Here is a 14,571-nt window from a genome sequence, read left to right on the forward strand (position 1 = left end):
CACGCAAGGCCCGGCCCGGCCCGGCCCGGGCAAAAAAGACCGGCCCGGTCAGGGCAAGAAAATGGCGCCCCCGGGACCACCGTGAGGTGGCCCGAAGGCGCCGCTAGGTTGGGTTCAGGCGCTCTTACGCCGCTGTGCCCGAAGGATCGCCAGACGCTCGTTGAGCACCTCTTCGAGATCCTCGATCGTTCGGCGCTCCAGTAGCATGTCCCAGTGGGTGCGCGGCGGCTTGGCCTTCTTCTGCTGAGGCTGCTCTGCATCCACCCTTAGGGCGGTGGCGCCGCAACTGCGGCACTCCCATGTCGCCGGGATCTCCGCCTCCGCGGCAAGGGGCACGTCGAAGCGATGGCCCTTCGGGCAGGTGTAAGGCACCTCCTGGCGCGGGGCCAGATCGGTGTTGCGGTCGTTCTCGTAGCTGGTGGCTCCGAGCCGGGTACCGCGAAGTGCACGCTCGCCCATGTTTCAATGCCTCCTGAGGGCCCCATTATGAGGGGTGGGTCTCCACGGCTTACAACGCTTGATACCGTGGATGGATTCCCACCCTTGGGGTGATCCAATCGCGCTTTTCGCCTCGGGCCCTCGGCGTCGCAAAGCTGATCTTCGTCGCGTCACGGGTGAGCGCGTCCTCCGGCTAGACCCGCGCGGGCACCTCGTTGCCCGCCTCGCGGATGGCCCTTGGCAGGTTGACCAGCGTGAGCAGCGCGAAGCCGATCACGAAGAAGATCACCAGCGACAGGATCGCCAGGCGGTAGCTGTCGGTGAGCTGGAGGGCCAGGGTCAGGGTCAGCGATCCGAGGAATGCCGAGCCCTTGTCGCTGATCTCGAAGAGGCTGAAGTACTCCGCCTCCTTGCCCGCCGGGATCACCAGCGAGTAGAGCGACCGCGAGAGGGCCTGGGTGCCCCCGAGGACGATCGCGATCAGGAACGCGATCGCGTAGAACTGGATCGCGGCCCCCTTCTGCAGGAAGTACGCCACCGCCACCACGGCCGTCCAGACCACCAGGCTGACCAGCACCGTGCGCTTGGTGCCGAACCGCGACGCGAGCCACCCGAGCAGCAGCGCCCCGCAGAAGGCGACGAGCTGCACCATCAGGATCGCGGTGATCTGCACGCTCTTGCCAAGCCCGAGCTCCTGGTCGGCGTAGGTCGCCGAGAACGAGATCACGGTCTGCACGCCGTCGTTGTAGATCAGGTAGGCGAGCAGGAACAGCAGGCTGCGCGGATAGCGCCGCAGGTCCGCGATCGTGCGGCCGAGCTGGCGGAAGCTGCCGCCGACGGCACGGAAGGGCGTGCCGTCGTGGGTGGCGACCCGGCGGTTGCGCAGGCGCAGCAGGGGGATCACGGTGAACACCGCCCACCACAGACCGGCTGAGGCCAGGCTGATCCGCACCGCGAGGCCCTGGTCGATGCCGCTGCCCTCGTACAGGAACAGGTTCACCGCGAGCAGCAGGAAGCCGCCGAGGTAGCCGAACCCCCAGCCGCGTGAGGAGACCGCGTCCCGCTCGTCCGGGCGGGAGATCTGGGGCAGGAACGAGTTGTAGACCACCATGGCCGCGCCGAACGCCACGTTGGCGACGATGAACAGCACCCCGCCCAGCACGTAGGCGTCGCCCGCGACGAAGTAGAAGCCGAGGGTCGCCGCCGCGCCGAGGTAGGCGAAGAGGGCGAGCAGCTCCTTCTTGCGGCCGGTGTGGTCGGCCAGGGCGCCGGCGACCGGCATGACCACGATCTGCAGGACCACCGAGATCGTCACGATGGCCGAGAAGTACGCCTTGGCGCGGAAGTCGAAGCCGAGGAAGCCGACGAACCCCTCCTCTCCGCCCGCGGCCTTCTCGGCGAGCGTGGTGAGGTACGGGCCGAGGAAGACCGTGATGACCGTCGTCTGGAAGCCCGAGTTGGCGAAGTCGTACCAGTACCAGCCCCGTTGCTCGCGCTTGCGTGTCTCAGGCAGTTCTTCGGCGGCGATGGAGGTGGTCATGGGGGATGCTCCTGGCCTCGTCGGCGGCACGGGGGGTGGGCTGAGGGGTTAGGGCGTGTGGTGGGAAAGCAGGGGCACCCGTGCCCGGCGGTGTGCCACCGGCCCCGGGCGGGGTACGCGTGCCCCGCGGGGAGGCGTGGACGGCGCCGGCCCGGGGCGGGTCACGCGTGCGCGGCGGGCCGGCGAGGATGCCACTGGCCCCGGGCGCTGAGGACGTCCCGCAGGCCCGAGATGTTGTCGGTCATGATCCCGTCCACCCCCAGGTCGAGCAGGCCCTCCATCACGCGGGGGTCGTCGACGGTCCACACGTGCACCTGCATCCCGAGGGCGTGAGCCGTACGGACCAGGGCCCGGGTGGTGACGCGCATCCCGCGGAAGCCGACGGGCACCTGCGCGCAGGGGATGCGCTCCTTGGCCAGGCCGCCCAGCAGGCGGCCGTACCCCGAGCCGAGCGCGGCGGCACGCAGCCTGGCGACGCCGCGCGGGCCGAGCGCCGAGCAGACGGGCCGGCCCATGGCCATGCGCGCCCTGGCCAGTCGCACGTCGGAGAACGAGGTCAGGCAGACGCGGTCATAGGCGCCGGTGCGGCGGATCGCCTCGGCCAGCGGGCCGATCGCCTGCGCTTCCTTGACGTCGATGTTGACCCGCACATCAGGCCAGGTGCCGAGCAGGTCCTCCAGCAGCGGGATCTCCTCCACGCCCCCGATGCGCGCCCGGCGCACCTCGCGGTACGGCAAGGTGGCGAGGCGGCCGTGGCGGTCGGTCACACGGTCGAGCGTGTGGTCGTGGAACGCGAGCAGCACGCCGTCGGCCGTCGCGTGGGCATCGGTCTCGAGGTAGGTGTACCCCAGCTCGACGGCCCTGGAGAAGGCGGCCATGGTGTTCTCCCGGCCCTCGGCGGCCCCGCCGCGATGGGCGAAGGCGAGCGGGCCGGGATGATCGAGAAACGGGAAGCGCAGCTGCACGAGCAGGAGTATCCCCCTAAAAGGTTGCCACGTCAGCCTACGCCCATGAACATTTGGGTCACAAAGCCACCTCCACGCGACCATGCCCCATTGGCCCCACCAGCCGCCGGGCCCCGATCAGGCGGCCTGGGTCACTCGGTGGGGGCGGGTTGGGAGGACCATTCCTGGCGGCGGGCTTCGGCGAGGACTATGGCGGCGGCCACGCCGACGTTGAAGGAGCCGACGCGGCCGATCTGGGGGATGTAGAGGACCTCGTCGACGGCCTCCAGCACGGCGGGGGAGCAGCCGTGGTCCTCGCTGCCGAGCACCAGGCACACGTCGCGGTCGAGCCTCGCCTCGTGAAGCGGCACCGCGTCGCCGGTCAGCTCGACCGCGATCACGGTGTAACCCTCCTCCTTGGCCGCCCGTACGGCCTCCACGGCGGGGACCGGCTCGTGCCAGGGGACCAGCCGGTCGGTGCCGAGCGCGGTCTTCTGCGCCTTGGGGTTGGTGGGCGGCGTGGCGTTGCCGCCCAGCCAGAGCTCGTCGGCGCCGAAGGCCGCCGCTGTGCGGAAGATGGAGCCGACGTTGAACGGGCCCGTCACGGACTCCAGGATCAGCGACAGGCGGTTCTCGGTGCCCCGGCGCCAGCTGCGGTTGAGCCGCTTGACGTCGGTCTGGCGCAGCTGCCTGCGGGTGCCTGTGCTCATCGGGTGCTCATCGCTCCTCGTCGTCGGTGGCATCGCCACCTGGGGAAACGTCATCTGTCGAAGGGCCGGTCACGTCCGGCGCGGGGCGGGCGGCGACCCGCAGCACGCGGTAGGCCGACCGGGAGGCCACGCGCGTGGTGGCCCAGCCGTGGTCGCCGAGCCACCGTTGCAGGGAGTCGGAGCCGAGGTGCTTCTGCACCACCAGGTAGGCGGCGCCGTCGGGGGTGAGCCGGCCGAGCCAGCGGGTGAGCATGGCGTGGAGCGCGGGCTTGCCGATGCGGATCGCCGGGTTCGACCAGATCGCCGAGAAGCGGACGCCGGGCGGGACGTCGTCCACATGGACCGACCTTACTTTGTCAAGGCCGGCGGCCTGCGCGTTGCGCTCGCACAGCTCGACCGAGCGCCGGTTGACGTCCACCGCCCAGACCGTCGCCTCCGGTGCCCGGGAAGCCATGGTCAGCGCGATCGGGCCGTACCCGCACCCGAGGTCGAGCAGGTCGCCCTCCTGGGGAGGGGCCGGCACGCTCTCGAGCAGCACCCGCGTGCCGGCGTCGAGCCGGTTGGGGGAGAAGACGCCGCTGTCGGTGGCCAGGCGCAGGTGGAGGTCGGGCAGGATCACGTCGACCGTGCCCGGCCGGGCGGCCGCGCCCGGCCGCTCCTCGAAGTAATGTGCCCCCTTGGACGTCACGTGGAGACGTTACCAACCGCGGGACGGTGGTCGTGATCGGGCGGCCCCGCGACGCGTTCCCGCCGCCCGTGTCCGAGGGCTCTGCCCCCGGACACGGCCGTCACCGGCATGGGCCCCGGGTACGGCCGTCGTGGGTCAGGGGAGGCGGGAGCCCAGGAGCATGGCGGCGGCGGCCACCAGGAGGCCGGCGAGGATGCCGGCGATGGTGAACCACTGGCCGATCTCCTGGTGCACGACGCGGTAGCCGAGCGAGCTGCCGATCTGGCTGTAGACGTCGCGCAGTTCGTCCCCCGACTCGGCGGTGTAGGCGCGCCCGCTGGTGCCGTCGGCCAGCGACTGCAGCGTCGCCTTGTTTACCGGGACCTGCACGTCACGGCCGTCGATGCTCACCGTGCCGTCCGGCGTGCCGTAGGCGATGGTGGAGACCGGGATGTGGAACCCGGCCGCCGCCTGGATCGCCTCGTTGACCGACCGGCCGGAGGTGTTGTCGCCGTCCGACAGCAGCACGATCGCCGAGGGCGGCGGGTCGGTCACGGCCCGCTGGTCGAAGGAGCGCACCGAGTCCAGCGAGTTGAACACCGCCTCGCCGATCGCCGTGCCCGGACGGGTGGACAGGTTGCCGATCGCGTTGATCACGGCCAGGTGGTCGGTGGTGGGCGAGACGACCACCGCGGCGGAGCGCGCGAAGGACACCAGCCCGACGTTGAACCGTTCAGGAAGATCCTTGACGAACTGCTGCGCGGCCTGCTGGGCGGCCACCAGCCGCGTCGGGGAGACGTCGGCGGCCTCCATCGACAGGGAGATGTCCACCGCGACGATGATCGTCGCACGGTCGCGCGGCACCCGCGTGGCGTCGGCCGGCCGCGCGGCGCCCAGCACCAGCAGGCTCATCATCAGCAGGAACAGCGCGGCGGGCAGGTGGCGCCGCCATCCGGGCCGTTCGGGGGCGACGAGGCTGAGCAGGGCGAGGTTGGTGAACCGCACGGCGTACCGGCGGCGGACGAACTGCAGGTAGATGTACGCGCCCACGATCAGGGCGAGCGCGGCGAACAACCACAGCCAGCCCGGAGAGAGAAAGATCACGCGCCTGCCCTCCTGGTGGGGTGCCGCCCGGCGAGGTGGGCGGTGCGCCGGTGCCTGAGGGTGTACTGGGCGATGTCGTAGACCCAGTCGCGGTCGGTGCGCAGCACCAGGTGGCCGGCGCCGCACCGGCGCATCGCCATCCGGGTCGCCTCCCGCTGCGCGGCCGCCGCCTCGGCGTAGTCACGGCGGATCTTCGGGGACAGGTGGATCTCGCGCGTGCGCCCGGTCTCCGGGTCGGTGAGGGCGACCAGGCCCACGTCGGGCAGTTCCAGCTCGCGGGGGTCGACCACCTCAACGGCGAGCACCTGGTGGCGGGCGGCCAGGCGGCGCATCGGCCGCTCCCATTCGCGCTCGGCGGCCGGGTCGCCGCCCGCGCCGAGGTCGAGGAAATCGGACACGACCACGCGCAGGCCCCGCTTGCGGCGCGCCCCGGCGAGCAGCTGGATCGCCTCGCCCAGGCGCGTCGGCCCGGGGGCGGGCATCCCCCTGGGCGCGTCCAGAAGCGTCTGCAGCAGCGCGTACATCGCCGGACGGCCGGTGCGGGCCGGCAGGCGGTGGACCTGGTCGCCGTGGATGACGTACGCGCCGAAGCGGTCGCCGATGCGGCTGGTCAGGAACCCCATCGCGGCGACCGCCGCGATCACCAGGTCGCGCTTCTCCATCGCCGCGGTGCCGAAGTCCATGCTGGGCGACAGGTCGGCCAGCACCCACGTCTCCAGCTCGCGGTCGGCGACCAGGTCGCGGACGTGCGGGATGGTCGTGCGTGCCGTCACCGACCAGTCCATGCGGCGCACGTCGTCCTCTCCGGGCACGTACACCCGGCTGTCGCCGATCTCGCTGCCGGCGCCCGGGACCAGGCCCTGGTGCTGCCCGTGGAGCAGCCCGTCGAGGCGGCGCACCACGGTCAGCTCCAGGCGGCGCAGGGCGTGCTCGGGGCTTCTCCCCTGCCCTCCGCCCGCCTCGCGTCCTTCGGGAGCGGTCACCGCTGGGCCTGGTTCCAGACGACGAGCGGGGGCGGCACGGAGGCCAGGATCTGGCGCACCACGTCCTCGGGGTCCACCCCGTCGGCCAGGGCGTCGAAGGTGAGCATGAGGCGGTGCCCCATGACGTCCACGGCGACGTCGCGCACGTCGTCGGGGAGCAGGTAGTCGCGCCCGCGCAGCAGCGCCAGCGCGCGGCCCGCCGCGACCAGGCCGAGGGTCGCACGGGGGCTGACCCCGATCTCGATGGCCTCCTCCAGGTCGCGCAGCCCGTACTCGGCGGGGGTGCGGGTGGCCATCACCAGGCGCACGACGTAGTCGGCGACGAGCTGGTGGACCGACACCTGGTCGGCGAGCTTCTGCAGCGCGAGCAGCCGTGCCGGGTCGAGCACCCGCCCGGGCAGCGGCGGGGAGACGCTCATGCGGTGGAGGATCTCCAGCTCCTCGCCGGCGGTGGGATGGACCACCCGCACCTTGAACAGGAACCTGTCGCGCTGCACCTCCGGGAGGGGATACACCCCTTCTGACTCGATGGGGTTCTGCGTGGCGAGCACGATGAACGGCCGGGGAAGCGGATGGGTGCGCCCGGCCAGGCTGACCTGGCGCTCGGCCATGACCTCCAGCAGGGCCGACTGCACCTTGGCGGGCGCCCGGTTGACCTCGTCCGCGAGCAGGAAGTTGACGAACACCGGCCCGAGCTCGACGTCGAAGCTCTCGCTGGACGGGTGGTACACCCGGGTGCCGACGATGTCGCTCGGCACGAGGTCGGGGGTGAACTGGATGCGGGCGAAGGTGCCTCCCACCACGGTGGCGAGTGTGGAGGCCGCGAGCGTCTTGGCGACGCCTGGCACGCCTTCGAGAAGGCAGTGACCGCGGGCGAGGAGCGCCACCAGCAGTCGTTCGATCATATGGTCCTGGCCGACGATGACGCGCCGGACCTCTGTGAGGGACTGCTGGAGAAGACGGAGGTCCGCGTCGGCACCTTCGTCCGGCCCGGATCCGTCACTGCGTTCTTCCGCAACGGTCATGCGGCCATTCCATCAAACACGGCGCAAAGGTGCACGGCACCGTCACGGTGAGCCGAGTGTCGAGGTGTGCTTTCATGGCAGTCGTGGCCACTCCGCTCCAGTACGGCGACCCGCCCCGGCTGGGCGCCTACGTCGTGCAGGCGCGGCTCCAGGCGCTCGCCACGGGGTTCGTCTACCTCGCGCAGGACACCGGCGGGCGGGCGGTCTCGATCGCGCTGCTGACCCGGGGGGCCGCCCTCGACGTGGCGGCGCGCGAGCGCTTCCTCACCGGGATCCGCCAGGCCGGGCCCGCGCGCGGCGTCCGCGGCTGGGTCGCGCGTGCCCGCGGGCGAGGTGCCGCCGCCGTGCCGCAGGTCATCGCCATGGACGACGGGCCGGCGCCATGGGTCGCGGTGCCCTACACGCCGGTCGGCGTGGGCGCCGAGTGGTTCCTTGAGTCGGTGCTGGTGAGCGGCACGCTGATCGGCGAGACCCACGGGCCCGACTTCGTGCCCTACTGGCTGGGCGACCGTGCCCCGGCGATCCCCCTCCCGCCGCCGCCGGCGCCGCCGGCGACCGAGACCCGGCGTGCCGTGCTGGTGGCCATGTCGGTCCTCGCGGTGCTGCTGACGCTGACCGGGGCGATCGCGTGGCTGCTGCTCGGACGGGGCGACGAGCTCCCGCCGCCGTCCCGGCCGCTCCCGCCGACGATGTTCGTGCCGACGCCGCCGCCCCTGCCCTCGCCGAGCGACACCCTGAAGCCCTCGCCGACCCCCACCCCGGGAGACAGCGGCAGCACCTCCCCGGGCCCCAGCGCGCCCGGCGATGACCCCAGCCAGGCCATCTGACGACGGTACGCGCTCGGGCGGCGACACTCGCCGGTCGCGCACTCGCGCACGGGACCGGCGTAGTACCTGAACTAACCAGCGCGGTCGGGGGACTTCCCGGCCGGGGCCGCGGCCGGCGCGGGCTTGCGTACGGCCGGGGCCGCCAGGGCGACGAACAGCGCGAGCAGGGCGGGGATGGCGAGCGCGCGGGGCAGGTCGAGCGCCTCGGAGGCGGCGCCGATCAGGACCGGCCCGGTGAGGAAGCCGAGGTAGCCGAGGCTGGCCACCCGGGCGAGCGCCTGCCCGGCACGGGCCGGGTCGCGGTGCCCGGCCGCGGAGAACACCTGCGGGACGATGCACGAAAGGCCCGCCCCGAAGCATCCGAACCCGATCACTCCGGCCACCGGGTGGGCGATCAGCAGGGCCGCCGACAGACCCACCCCGGCCAGCAGCCCGCAGCACCGGACCAGCACGACGGGGCCGAACCGGGCCGACAGGCGGTCGCCGACCAGGCGCCCGGCGGTCATCATGATCGAGAACGCGGCGTACGCGGCGGCGGCGAACCCGGCCGAGCTGCCGAGGTCCTCCCGCAGGTAGACCGACCCCCAGTCGGCGGAGGCCCCCTCGCCGACCATGCAGCAGAAGCCCAGCACGCCGAGGAACAGCACCCCTCGGGCCTTGGCGCGGGACGCGCTTCGCCGGTCGTCTCCGCGTCCGGCCTCGGGCGCGGTCCCGCGTTCGGAGGGGATGAGGAAGGCCCAGGGGGAGATGAGGAGCGCCAGTGCCGCGAGCAGGACGCCGGTGGCGGCGAGCGTCGGCCAGGCCCCGACCCCCACATGGGCGAGGACGCCGCCCAGCGCGGCGCCGGCGAAGCCTCCGATGCTGAACACGGCGTGGAAGGACGACATGAGCGGCCGTCCCCATGCCCGCTCGACCTCCACCGCGCCGGCGTTCATGGACACGTCGAGGCTGCCGTGGGCGGCGCCGAAGAGCGCCAGCGAGGCAGCGAGCGCGGGCAGGTTCGGCATCGCGGCCGGGAGCAGCAGCACGGCGCCCTGGGCCACGGCCAGGGGGACCATGACGCGGGCGCTGCCGTACCGGTCGACCAGGCGCCCGACGACCTGCATCCCGGCGAGCGCCCCCGCCGCGATGGCGAGCAGGGCGAGGCTGAGCTGCCCGTCGCCGAGCGCCAGCCGTTCCTTCAGCGCCGGAATGCGGGCCGTCCACACGCCGATGGCGACGCCGGGGATCAGGAACATGACGTACACCGCGAGGCGGGCCCTGCGCAGCGCGGGTCCGCGTTCCGCGAGGAGGGTCACGCGGCGACCCGTACGGTGACGCCGGCGGCGGTTAGCGCCTCATGCTGGTCGCGGGGGATGCCGGCGTCGGTGACGAGCACGTCGACGGCGCCGGGCGGGCAGACCGTGGCGAACGCGGTCTGGCGGAACTTCGAGGAGTCGGCCGCCACGACGACGCGCCGGGCGGAGCCGATCGCGGCCTGCTTGACCGCGACGTCCTCCAGGTCGTGGGCGGTCAGCCCGTGCTCGGCCGACAGGCCGCAGCAGCCGATGACCGCGGTGTCGAAGCGCAGGGAGCCGATCGTGTTCACCGCCAGAGGTCCGGTGATGTTCAGCTCCCCGTGCCGCACCTCGCCGCCGGGGAGCACCAGCCGCACGCGCGGCGCGCCGCTGAGGGCCTGGATCGACTGGACGGACAGCGGGAGCACGGTGAGCCTGCGGTCGTGGATCTTCCTGGCGACGGCCAGTGTCGTCGTGCCGCCGTCGAGCACGACCGCCTCCCCGTCGGCCAGCAGGCTCGCCACCTCGGCGGCGATGCGGCGCTTGTCGTCCTGCGACTCGTGCTCGCGGACGCCGAACGGCGGCTCCTCGCCGCGCAGCAACAGGCTCTGGGCTCCGCCGCGTATCCTCCGGGCGACGCCCTGCTGGGCCAGCTCGTCGAGGTCCCGGCGGATGGTCATCTCCGACACGCCGTACTCGGCGGCGAGCTCCGCGACCGACACGCTGTCCGATGTCATCAGGGCATCCATTATTGCCCGCAAGCGATCCATGCGTTCATATGAACATTTTTGATGTTAGTTTGGCGAATCAGGGAGACTGGGCGGCATGCGCGCAAGCCGGCTGCTGTCCCTACTCCTCCTGCTCCAGACGCGCGGCCGGATGACGGCCGCTGAGCTGTCGCAGGAGCTGGAGGTGTCGGTGCGCACCGTGTACCGCGACGTGGAGGCCCTTTCGTCCTCCGGCGTCCCGGTCTACGCCGACCGCGGTCCGGCGGGCGGCTACCAGCTTCTCGACGGCTACCGCACCCGGCTGAACGGTCTGACCGCCGAGGAGGCCTCCTCGCTGTTCCTGGCCGGGTTGCCCGGCCCGGCCGCGGAGCTCGGCCTCGGCGAGGTGGCCGCCGCCGCCGAGCTGAAGCTGCTGGCCGCCCTGCCGCCCGAGCCCCGCTCGCGCGCCTCGCGCATGCGCGACCGGTTCCTGCTGGACGTGCCCGGCTGGTATCGCGACGCCGACGACGTCCCGCATCTCGGCGTCGTCGCCGACGCCGTGTGGGAGGGGCGCGAGCTGCGCATGGTCTACCGCCGCTGGGGCCCGGCCGAGGTCGTGCGGCAGGTCCGCCCGTACGGCCTGGTGCTGAAGGGTGGCTCGTGGTACATGGTCGCGGCTCCGCACGACGCGCCCGCGCGCACGTACCGCGTGTCGCGCATCGTCTCGGTGGAGGTGCTGGCCGAGCGTTTCACCTGGCCCGATGGCTTCGACCTGGCGGACTTCTGGCAGACCTACTCGGCCGGCTTCCGCGACCGCATGTACACCGCCGAGGCGACCGTACGGCTGGCGCCGGGCGCGGAGGGGCTGCTGCGGGTGACCGTGGGCACGCGGCCGGTCGACACCGCGCTCGCGGACGCCGGCCCGCCCGGCGAGGACGGCTGGACGGTGCTGCGGCTGCCCATCGAGTCGGTCAGGCACGCCTGCTGGCTGCTGCTCAGGATGGGCGCGAGCCTGGAGGTACTCGGCCCGCCCGAGCTGCGCGAGATGATGGCCACCACCGTGTCGGAGCTGGCGGCGGTGTACGGCGCCGATCCGCCCGCCACCGGGTCTCTCACCGGGTCCGCGCCCCGCTGAGGCTCGCGTCGCACGACCGGAACTCCGGCGTGCCGACCACGTGGGGAGAGATCACCACGACCGGGCATCGGGCCCCCATGACGCACGCGGTGAGCACCGGCGGGGCGGTCACGGGCAGGCCCGCCTCGGGCCTGCGGATGCCGAGCACGAGCATCTCGGCGTTCTCGCAGTGGTTGAGCAGCACCTGGGCCGGCGGGCCCTGGGCCACGATGGGCTCGACCGAGGGGGCCACCTCGGCGACGATAGCCCGCGTCTGCGCCCTGGCCGCTTCGTACTCGTCGTCATGGGAGCGCCAGGAGCCCATCGGCGCGTAAGAGGCGCGATGCTGCCCGGACCACTGCCAGGCGTGGACGGGCTGGATCACCGCGTCTCGCAGCCGGGCCTCACCGAGCGCCCAGAGCAGTGCGGCGGTCGCGGCGGGGGAGTGGCTCACGCCCACGACGATGCGTGGCCGAGTCGATTTGTGCGTCACGGGAACCTCCTCCCCACCGAGCATCGCGTGCCTGGAGTGACGTCCCGCCAAAGCGCTGGGAAAATCACCACTAAATGTCACAGTTTCTGCACACGGCGTGATGGCCGTTTGTGAGGCGGCTCGTTGCGGCCGGAACGCCGTCCCGGCAGGGGATCCCACTGTGAATCTACAAAGTAAAGGCGATCACAAAGATGACCCGGACGCGCCGGTCACGGCGACCTCGATACCGTCCAGGACGACGGCCAGGCCGGCCTCAAAGGTCTTGCGCGCCTCCCTGTCGAGGTAGGGCACGGTGTCGTCCGACGCCGCTTCCCACTCCTCGCTCTGGCACCGCTGCAGCCAGGTCACCATCGGGAACCGCTCGGCGAAGTCGGGCGCGACCTGCGCCAGCAGGGCCGAGCGGGCGAACCACCACTCCTCGTCGGACACCCCGGTCGCCGTCGCGGCCTGCCGTGACTCCGCGATCGTCTGCGCCGCGCCGCGCACGAAATGGAACAGTGTGCCGACCAGGCGCCGCAGCACCCCGGCCTCCAGCCCGGTGTCACGCAGGACCCCGAGCAGCGTTTCGAGCGTGACGTACTCGTTGGGCCCGAGCACCGGACGCGCCTGCGAGACCTGCAGCACCCAGGGGTGGCGCAGGTAGAAGGCCCAGGTGTCCTCGGCCCAGGCCGTCGTGGCCGCCCGCCAGCCCGCGCCCCGCTCGTAGCCGGTGGGCAGCTCGGCCAGCGCCCGGTCGTACATCAGGTCGACCAGCTCGCTCTTGCTGGGGACGTAGGTGTACAGGGCCATGGCCGTACGCCCGAGCCGCTCGCCCACCGCGCGCATGGACAGCGCCGCCATGCCCTCGGCGTCGGCCACCGCGATGGCCGTATCCACGATCAGGTCGACGCTCAGCCCCGGCTTGGGTCCCGGACCGGTGCGGACCTGCCCGGACTCCGCGGTGCGCCACAGCAGGGCCATCGAACGGTGCGCATCGCCCTGTCCGGCGTAGACGACCACTTGCAACTCCTTATGGCATAAAGTAACTTTGCCAGGCTATCTCTTTACGCCATAAGGATATCAGGAGCGATCGAATGGACCCCCAGCCGTCCAGCCCGTACGGGCCGGCCGCCGCGGACAGCCACGACGTGATCGAGGTCCGCGGGGCCAGGGAGAACAACCTGGCCGGCATCTCGCTGGACATCCCGAAGCGGCGGCTCACCGTCTTCACCGGCGTCTCGGGGTTGGGAAAGTCGTCCCTGGTCTTCGGCACCATCGCCGCCGAGTCGCAACGCCTGATCAACGAGACCTACACGGCGTTCATCCAGTCGTTCATGCCGAACTCGAGAAGGTCACGACGTACGTGCTGGACGAGCCCACCACCGGCCTGCACCCGGCCGATGTGGGCCGGCTCCTTGCCCTGCTCGACCGGCTCGTCGACGGCGGCAACACCGTCATCGTCATCGAGCACCACCAGGCCGTGATGGCCCACGCCGACTGGCTGATCGACCTCGGCCCCGGCGCCGGTCACGACGGCGGCCAGGTGGTGTTCACCGGAACGCCGGCCGATCTGGTGTCCCATGGGAACTCGCTCACCGCCCAGCACCTGCGCGCCTATCTCAAGGGCGCCGCGGCGTAGCGGAACCCGCCTTTTCGTCTTATGGAGGATTCGATGGAGCCGGCCGTCTCGTTGATCACGGTTACCGATATGAAGCGCGTCACCCCGCACATGGCGCGCGTCACCTTCGACGCGGGCGATCTCGCCGGTTCGATCGGCGGGGAGCCCGACCAGCAGGTGAAGCTGTACTTTCCGAAGCCGGGCCAGGCGGTGCCGCGGCTTCCGGAGCCCGGCGGTGACTTCATGCGCTGGTATGAGGCCTTCAACGCGATTCCCGAGGACGAGCGGCCCTGGATGCGCAGCTTCACCATCCGCGCCGTGGACCGCGAGCGCAAGACGGTCGACATCGATTTCGTGCTGCACGGGGACGCCGGTCCCGCGGCGCGGTGGGCGGAGTCGGCGCGGCCCAGTGACGTCCTCGGGATGTTCGGCCCGTCGGCGATGTTCGCCCGGCCCGTCCCGCTCAGTGCCGCCATCGCCGCGAGCGACTGGTTGCTGCTGGCGGGGGACCAGGCGGCGCTGCCGGCGATCGGCACGCTGATCGAGTCGCTGCCCGAGGGCTACCCGGCGGTGGCCTGTGTCGAGGTGGGGGACGCCGCCGAGGAGCAGTCGTTCACCACGCGCGGCCGGGTGAGCGTGCGCTGGGTGCACCGCGGCCAGGTGCCACCTGGACACGGCGAGGGGCTGCTCGACGCCGTGCGCCGGGCGGAGTTCCCCTCGGGACGGGTGTTCGCCTGGCTGGCCGGCGAGGCGGGCACGGTGCGCGCGCTGCGGCGGCACCTGGTCGGCGACCGCGGCGTGGACAAGCGGTCGATCGACTTCACCGGATACTGGCGGCTCAAGCTCACCCAGGACGACGCCCCCACCCAGGAGGACCTCACCGACGCGGGTGAGCTGGTGGAACGCGCGCGGGAGCTGACGGCGGAAGCCCATGCCCAGGACAACGGCTGAGGCCCGGCGGCATGTCCCGCAAGCAGGCGGAGGAGCGGAGCGAGGAGCTGCTCGCCGCCTTCAGCCTCGCCGAGTTCGCCGACCGGCCGATCAGGACGCTGTCCGGCGGCCGGAAGGGCCGGTTCTCCCTCGCCATGACCTGGCGGTCTCGTCCATGAAGAAGCCGGCCGGTCAGCGCCTCACGGGCATCGCCG

Annotated in this window: 16 protein-coding genes and 1 pseudogene; 5 read left to right on the plus strand and 12 right to left on the minus strand. The window is 72.1% G+C overall.

Annotated features, from left to right (window positions below):
* Positions 1-114: 114 nt before the first annotated feature.
* From AB0O34_RS33530 to AB0O34_RS33565, 8 genes are all read right to left on the minus strand, one after another.
* Positions 115-459 (minus strand): RNA polymerase-binding protein RbpA, encoded by a 345-nt coding sequence (locus AB0O34_RS33530; RefSeq protein WP_184981820.1) that lies wholly within the window; start codon positions 457-459, stop codon positions 115-117.
* Positions 460-631: 172 nt separating this feature from the next.
* Positions 632-1,978: an MFS transporter gene (locus AB0O34_RS33535; protein WP_363922429.1), complete on the minus strand. Its 1,347-nt coding sequence runs from the start codon at positions 1,976-1,978 to the stop codon at positions 632-634.
* A 161-nt stretch (positions 1,979-2,139) separates the two neighbouring features.
* Entirely contained in the window at positions 2,140-2,943 is an 804-nt protein-coding gene (locus tag AB0O34_RS33540) for a glycerophosphodiester phosphodiesterase (RefSeq protein ID WP_363922431.1), read from the minus strand.
* Positions 2,944-3,074: 131 nt separating this feature from the next.
* The gene (locus tag AB0O34_RS33545) at positions 3,075-3,632 is read right to left on the minus strand and encodes an RNA methyltransferase (RefSeq protein ID WP_363922433.1); all 558 of its coding nucleotides are present in this window, start codon (positions 3,630-3,632) and stop codon (positions 3,075-3,077) included.
* Between the two features lie 7 nt (positions 3,633-3,639).
* Positions 3,640-4,320 carry a methyltransferase gene (locus AB0O34_RS33550; RefSeq protein ID WP_363922435.1) on the minus strand — a complete coding sequence of 227 codons (681 nt, stop codon included), beginning with the start codon at positions 4,318-4,320 and terminating at the stop codon, positions 3,640-3,642.
* A gap of 135 nt (positions 4,321-4,455) precedes the next feature.
* Positions 4,456-5,403: a VWA domain-containing protein gene (locus tag AB0O34_RS33555; protein ID WP_363922437.1), complete on the minus strand. Its 948-nt coding sequence runs from the start codon at positions 5,401-5,403 to the stop codon at positions 4,456-4,458.
* Positions 5,400-6,386 (minus strand): DUF58 domain-containing protein, encoded by a 987-nt coding sequence (locus AB0O34_RS33560; RefSeq protein ID WP_363922439.1) that lies wholly within the window; start codon positions 6,384-6,386, stop codon positions 5,400-5,402. Before AB0O34_RS33560 ends, AB0O34_RS33555 begins: the two co-directional genes overlap by 4 nt.
* Positions 6,383-7,411: an AAA family ATPase gene (locus AB0O34_RS33565; protein WP_363922441.1), complete on the minus strand. Its 1,029-nt coding sequence runs from the start codon at positions 7,409-7,411 to the stop codon at positions 6,383-6,385. Before AB0O34_RS33565 ends, AB0O34_RS33560 begins: the two co-directional genes overlap by 4 nt.
* A gap of 74 nt (positions 7,412-7,485) precedes the next feature.
* Here AB0O34_RS33565 and AB0O34_RS33570 point away from each other — a divergent pair, with 74 nt between their 5' ends.
* On the plus strand, positions 7,486-8,238 hold the full coding sequence (locus AB0O34_RS33570) for a hypothetical protein (RefSeq protein WP_363922443.1): 753 nt from the start codon (positions 7,486-7,488) through the stop codon (positions 8,236-8,238).
* A gap of 71 nt (positions 8,239-8,309) precedes the next feature.
* On the opposite strand, the gene AB0O34_RS33575 is transcribed toward AB0O34_RS33570, so the two are convergent.
* A complete protein-coding gene (locus AB0O34_RS33575) occupies positions 8,310-9,536 on the minus strand; it encodes an MFS transporter (RefSeq protein WP_363922445.1) in 1,227 nt (408 codons plus the stop codon).
* Positions 9,533-10,285 (minus strand): DeoR/GlpR family DNA-binding transcription regulator, encoded by a 753-nt coding sequence (locus AB0O34_RS33580; protein ID WP_363922447.1) that lies wholly within the window; start codon positions 10,283-10,285, stop codon positions 9,533-9,535. Before AB0O34_RS33580 ends, AB0O34_RS33575 begins: the two co-directional genes overlap by 4 nt.
* Before the next feature lie 55 nt (positions 10,286-10,340).
* On the opposite strand from AB0O34_RS33580, the gene AB0O34_RS33585 reads away from it, so the two are divergent.
* The gene (locus AB0O34_RS33585) at positions 10,341-11,357 is read left to right on the plus strand and encodes a YafY family protein (RefSeq protein WP_363922449.1); all 1,017 of its coding nucleotides are present in this window, start codon (positions 10,341-10,343) and stop codon (positions 11,355-11,357) included.
* On the opposite strand, the gene AB0O34_RS33590 is transcribed toward AB0O34_RS33585, so the two are convergent.
* Both AB0O34_RS33590 and AB0O34_RS33595 read right to left on the minus strand, forming a co-directional pair.
* Positions 11,335-11,829 carry a universal stress protein gene (locus AB0O34_RS33590; protein ID WP_363922451.1) on the minus strand — a complete coding sequence of 165 codons (495 nt, stop codon included), beginning with the start codon at positions 11,827-11,829 and terminating at the stop codon, positions 11,335-11,337. The genes AB0O34_RS33585 and AB0O34_RS33590 overlap by 23 nt on opposite strands.
* Positions 11,830-12,012: 183 nt before the next feature.
* Positions 12,013-12,828 carry a TetR/AcrR family transcriptional regulator gene (locus AB0O34_RS33595; RefSeq protein ID WP_363922453.1) on the minus strand — a complete coding sequence of 272 codons (816 nt, stop codon included), beginning with the start codon at positions 12,826-12,828 and terminating at the stop codon, positions 12,013-12,015.
* A gap of 340 nt (positions 12,829-13,168) precedes the next feature.
* On the opposite strand from AB0O34_RS33595, the pseudogene AB0O34_RS33600 reads away from it, so the two are divergent.
* The 3 genes and pseudogenes from AB0O34_RS33600 to AB0O34_RS33610 all read left to right on the plus strand — a co-directional run.
* A pseudogene (locus tag AB0O34_RS33600) lies at positions 13,169-13,447 on the plus strand (excinuclease ABC subunit UvrA); the annotation flags it as partial.
* Positions 13,448-13,516: 69 nt separating this feature from the next.
* Positions 13,517-14,377, plus strand: coding sequence for a siderophore-interacting protein (locus AB0O34_RS33605; RefSeq protein WP_363922455.1), 861 nt, complete (start codon positions 13,517-13,519; stop codon positions 14,375-14,377).
* An 11-nt stretch (positions 14,378-14,388) separates the two neighbouring features.
* Entirely contained in the window at positions 14,389-14,535 is a 147-nt protein-coding gene (locus AB0O34_RS33610) for a hypothetical protein (RefSeq protein ID WP_363922457.1), read from the plus strand.
* Positions 14,536-14,571: the final 36 nt, after the last annotated feature.

The sequence above is a fragment of the Sphaerisporangium sp. NPDC088356 genome, assembly GCF_040685555.1.
Classification (GTDB): Bacteria; Actinomycetota; Actinomycetes; order Streptosporangiales; family Streptosporangiaceae; genus Sphaerisporangium.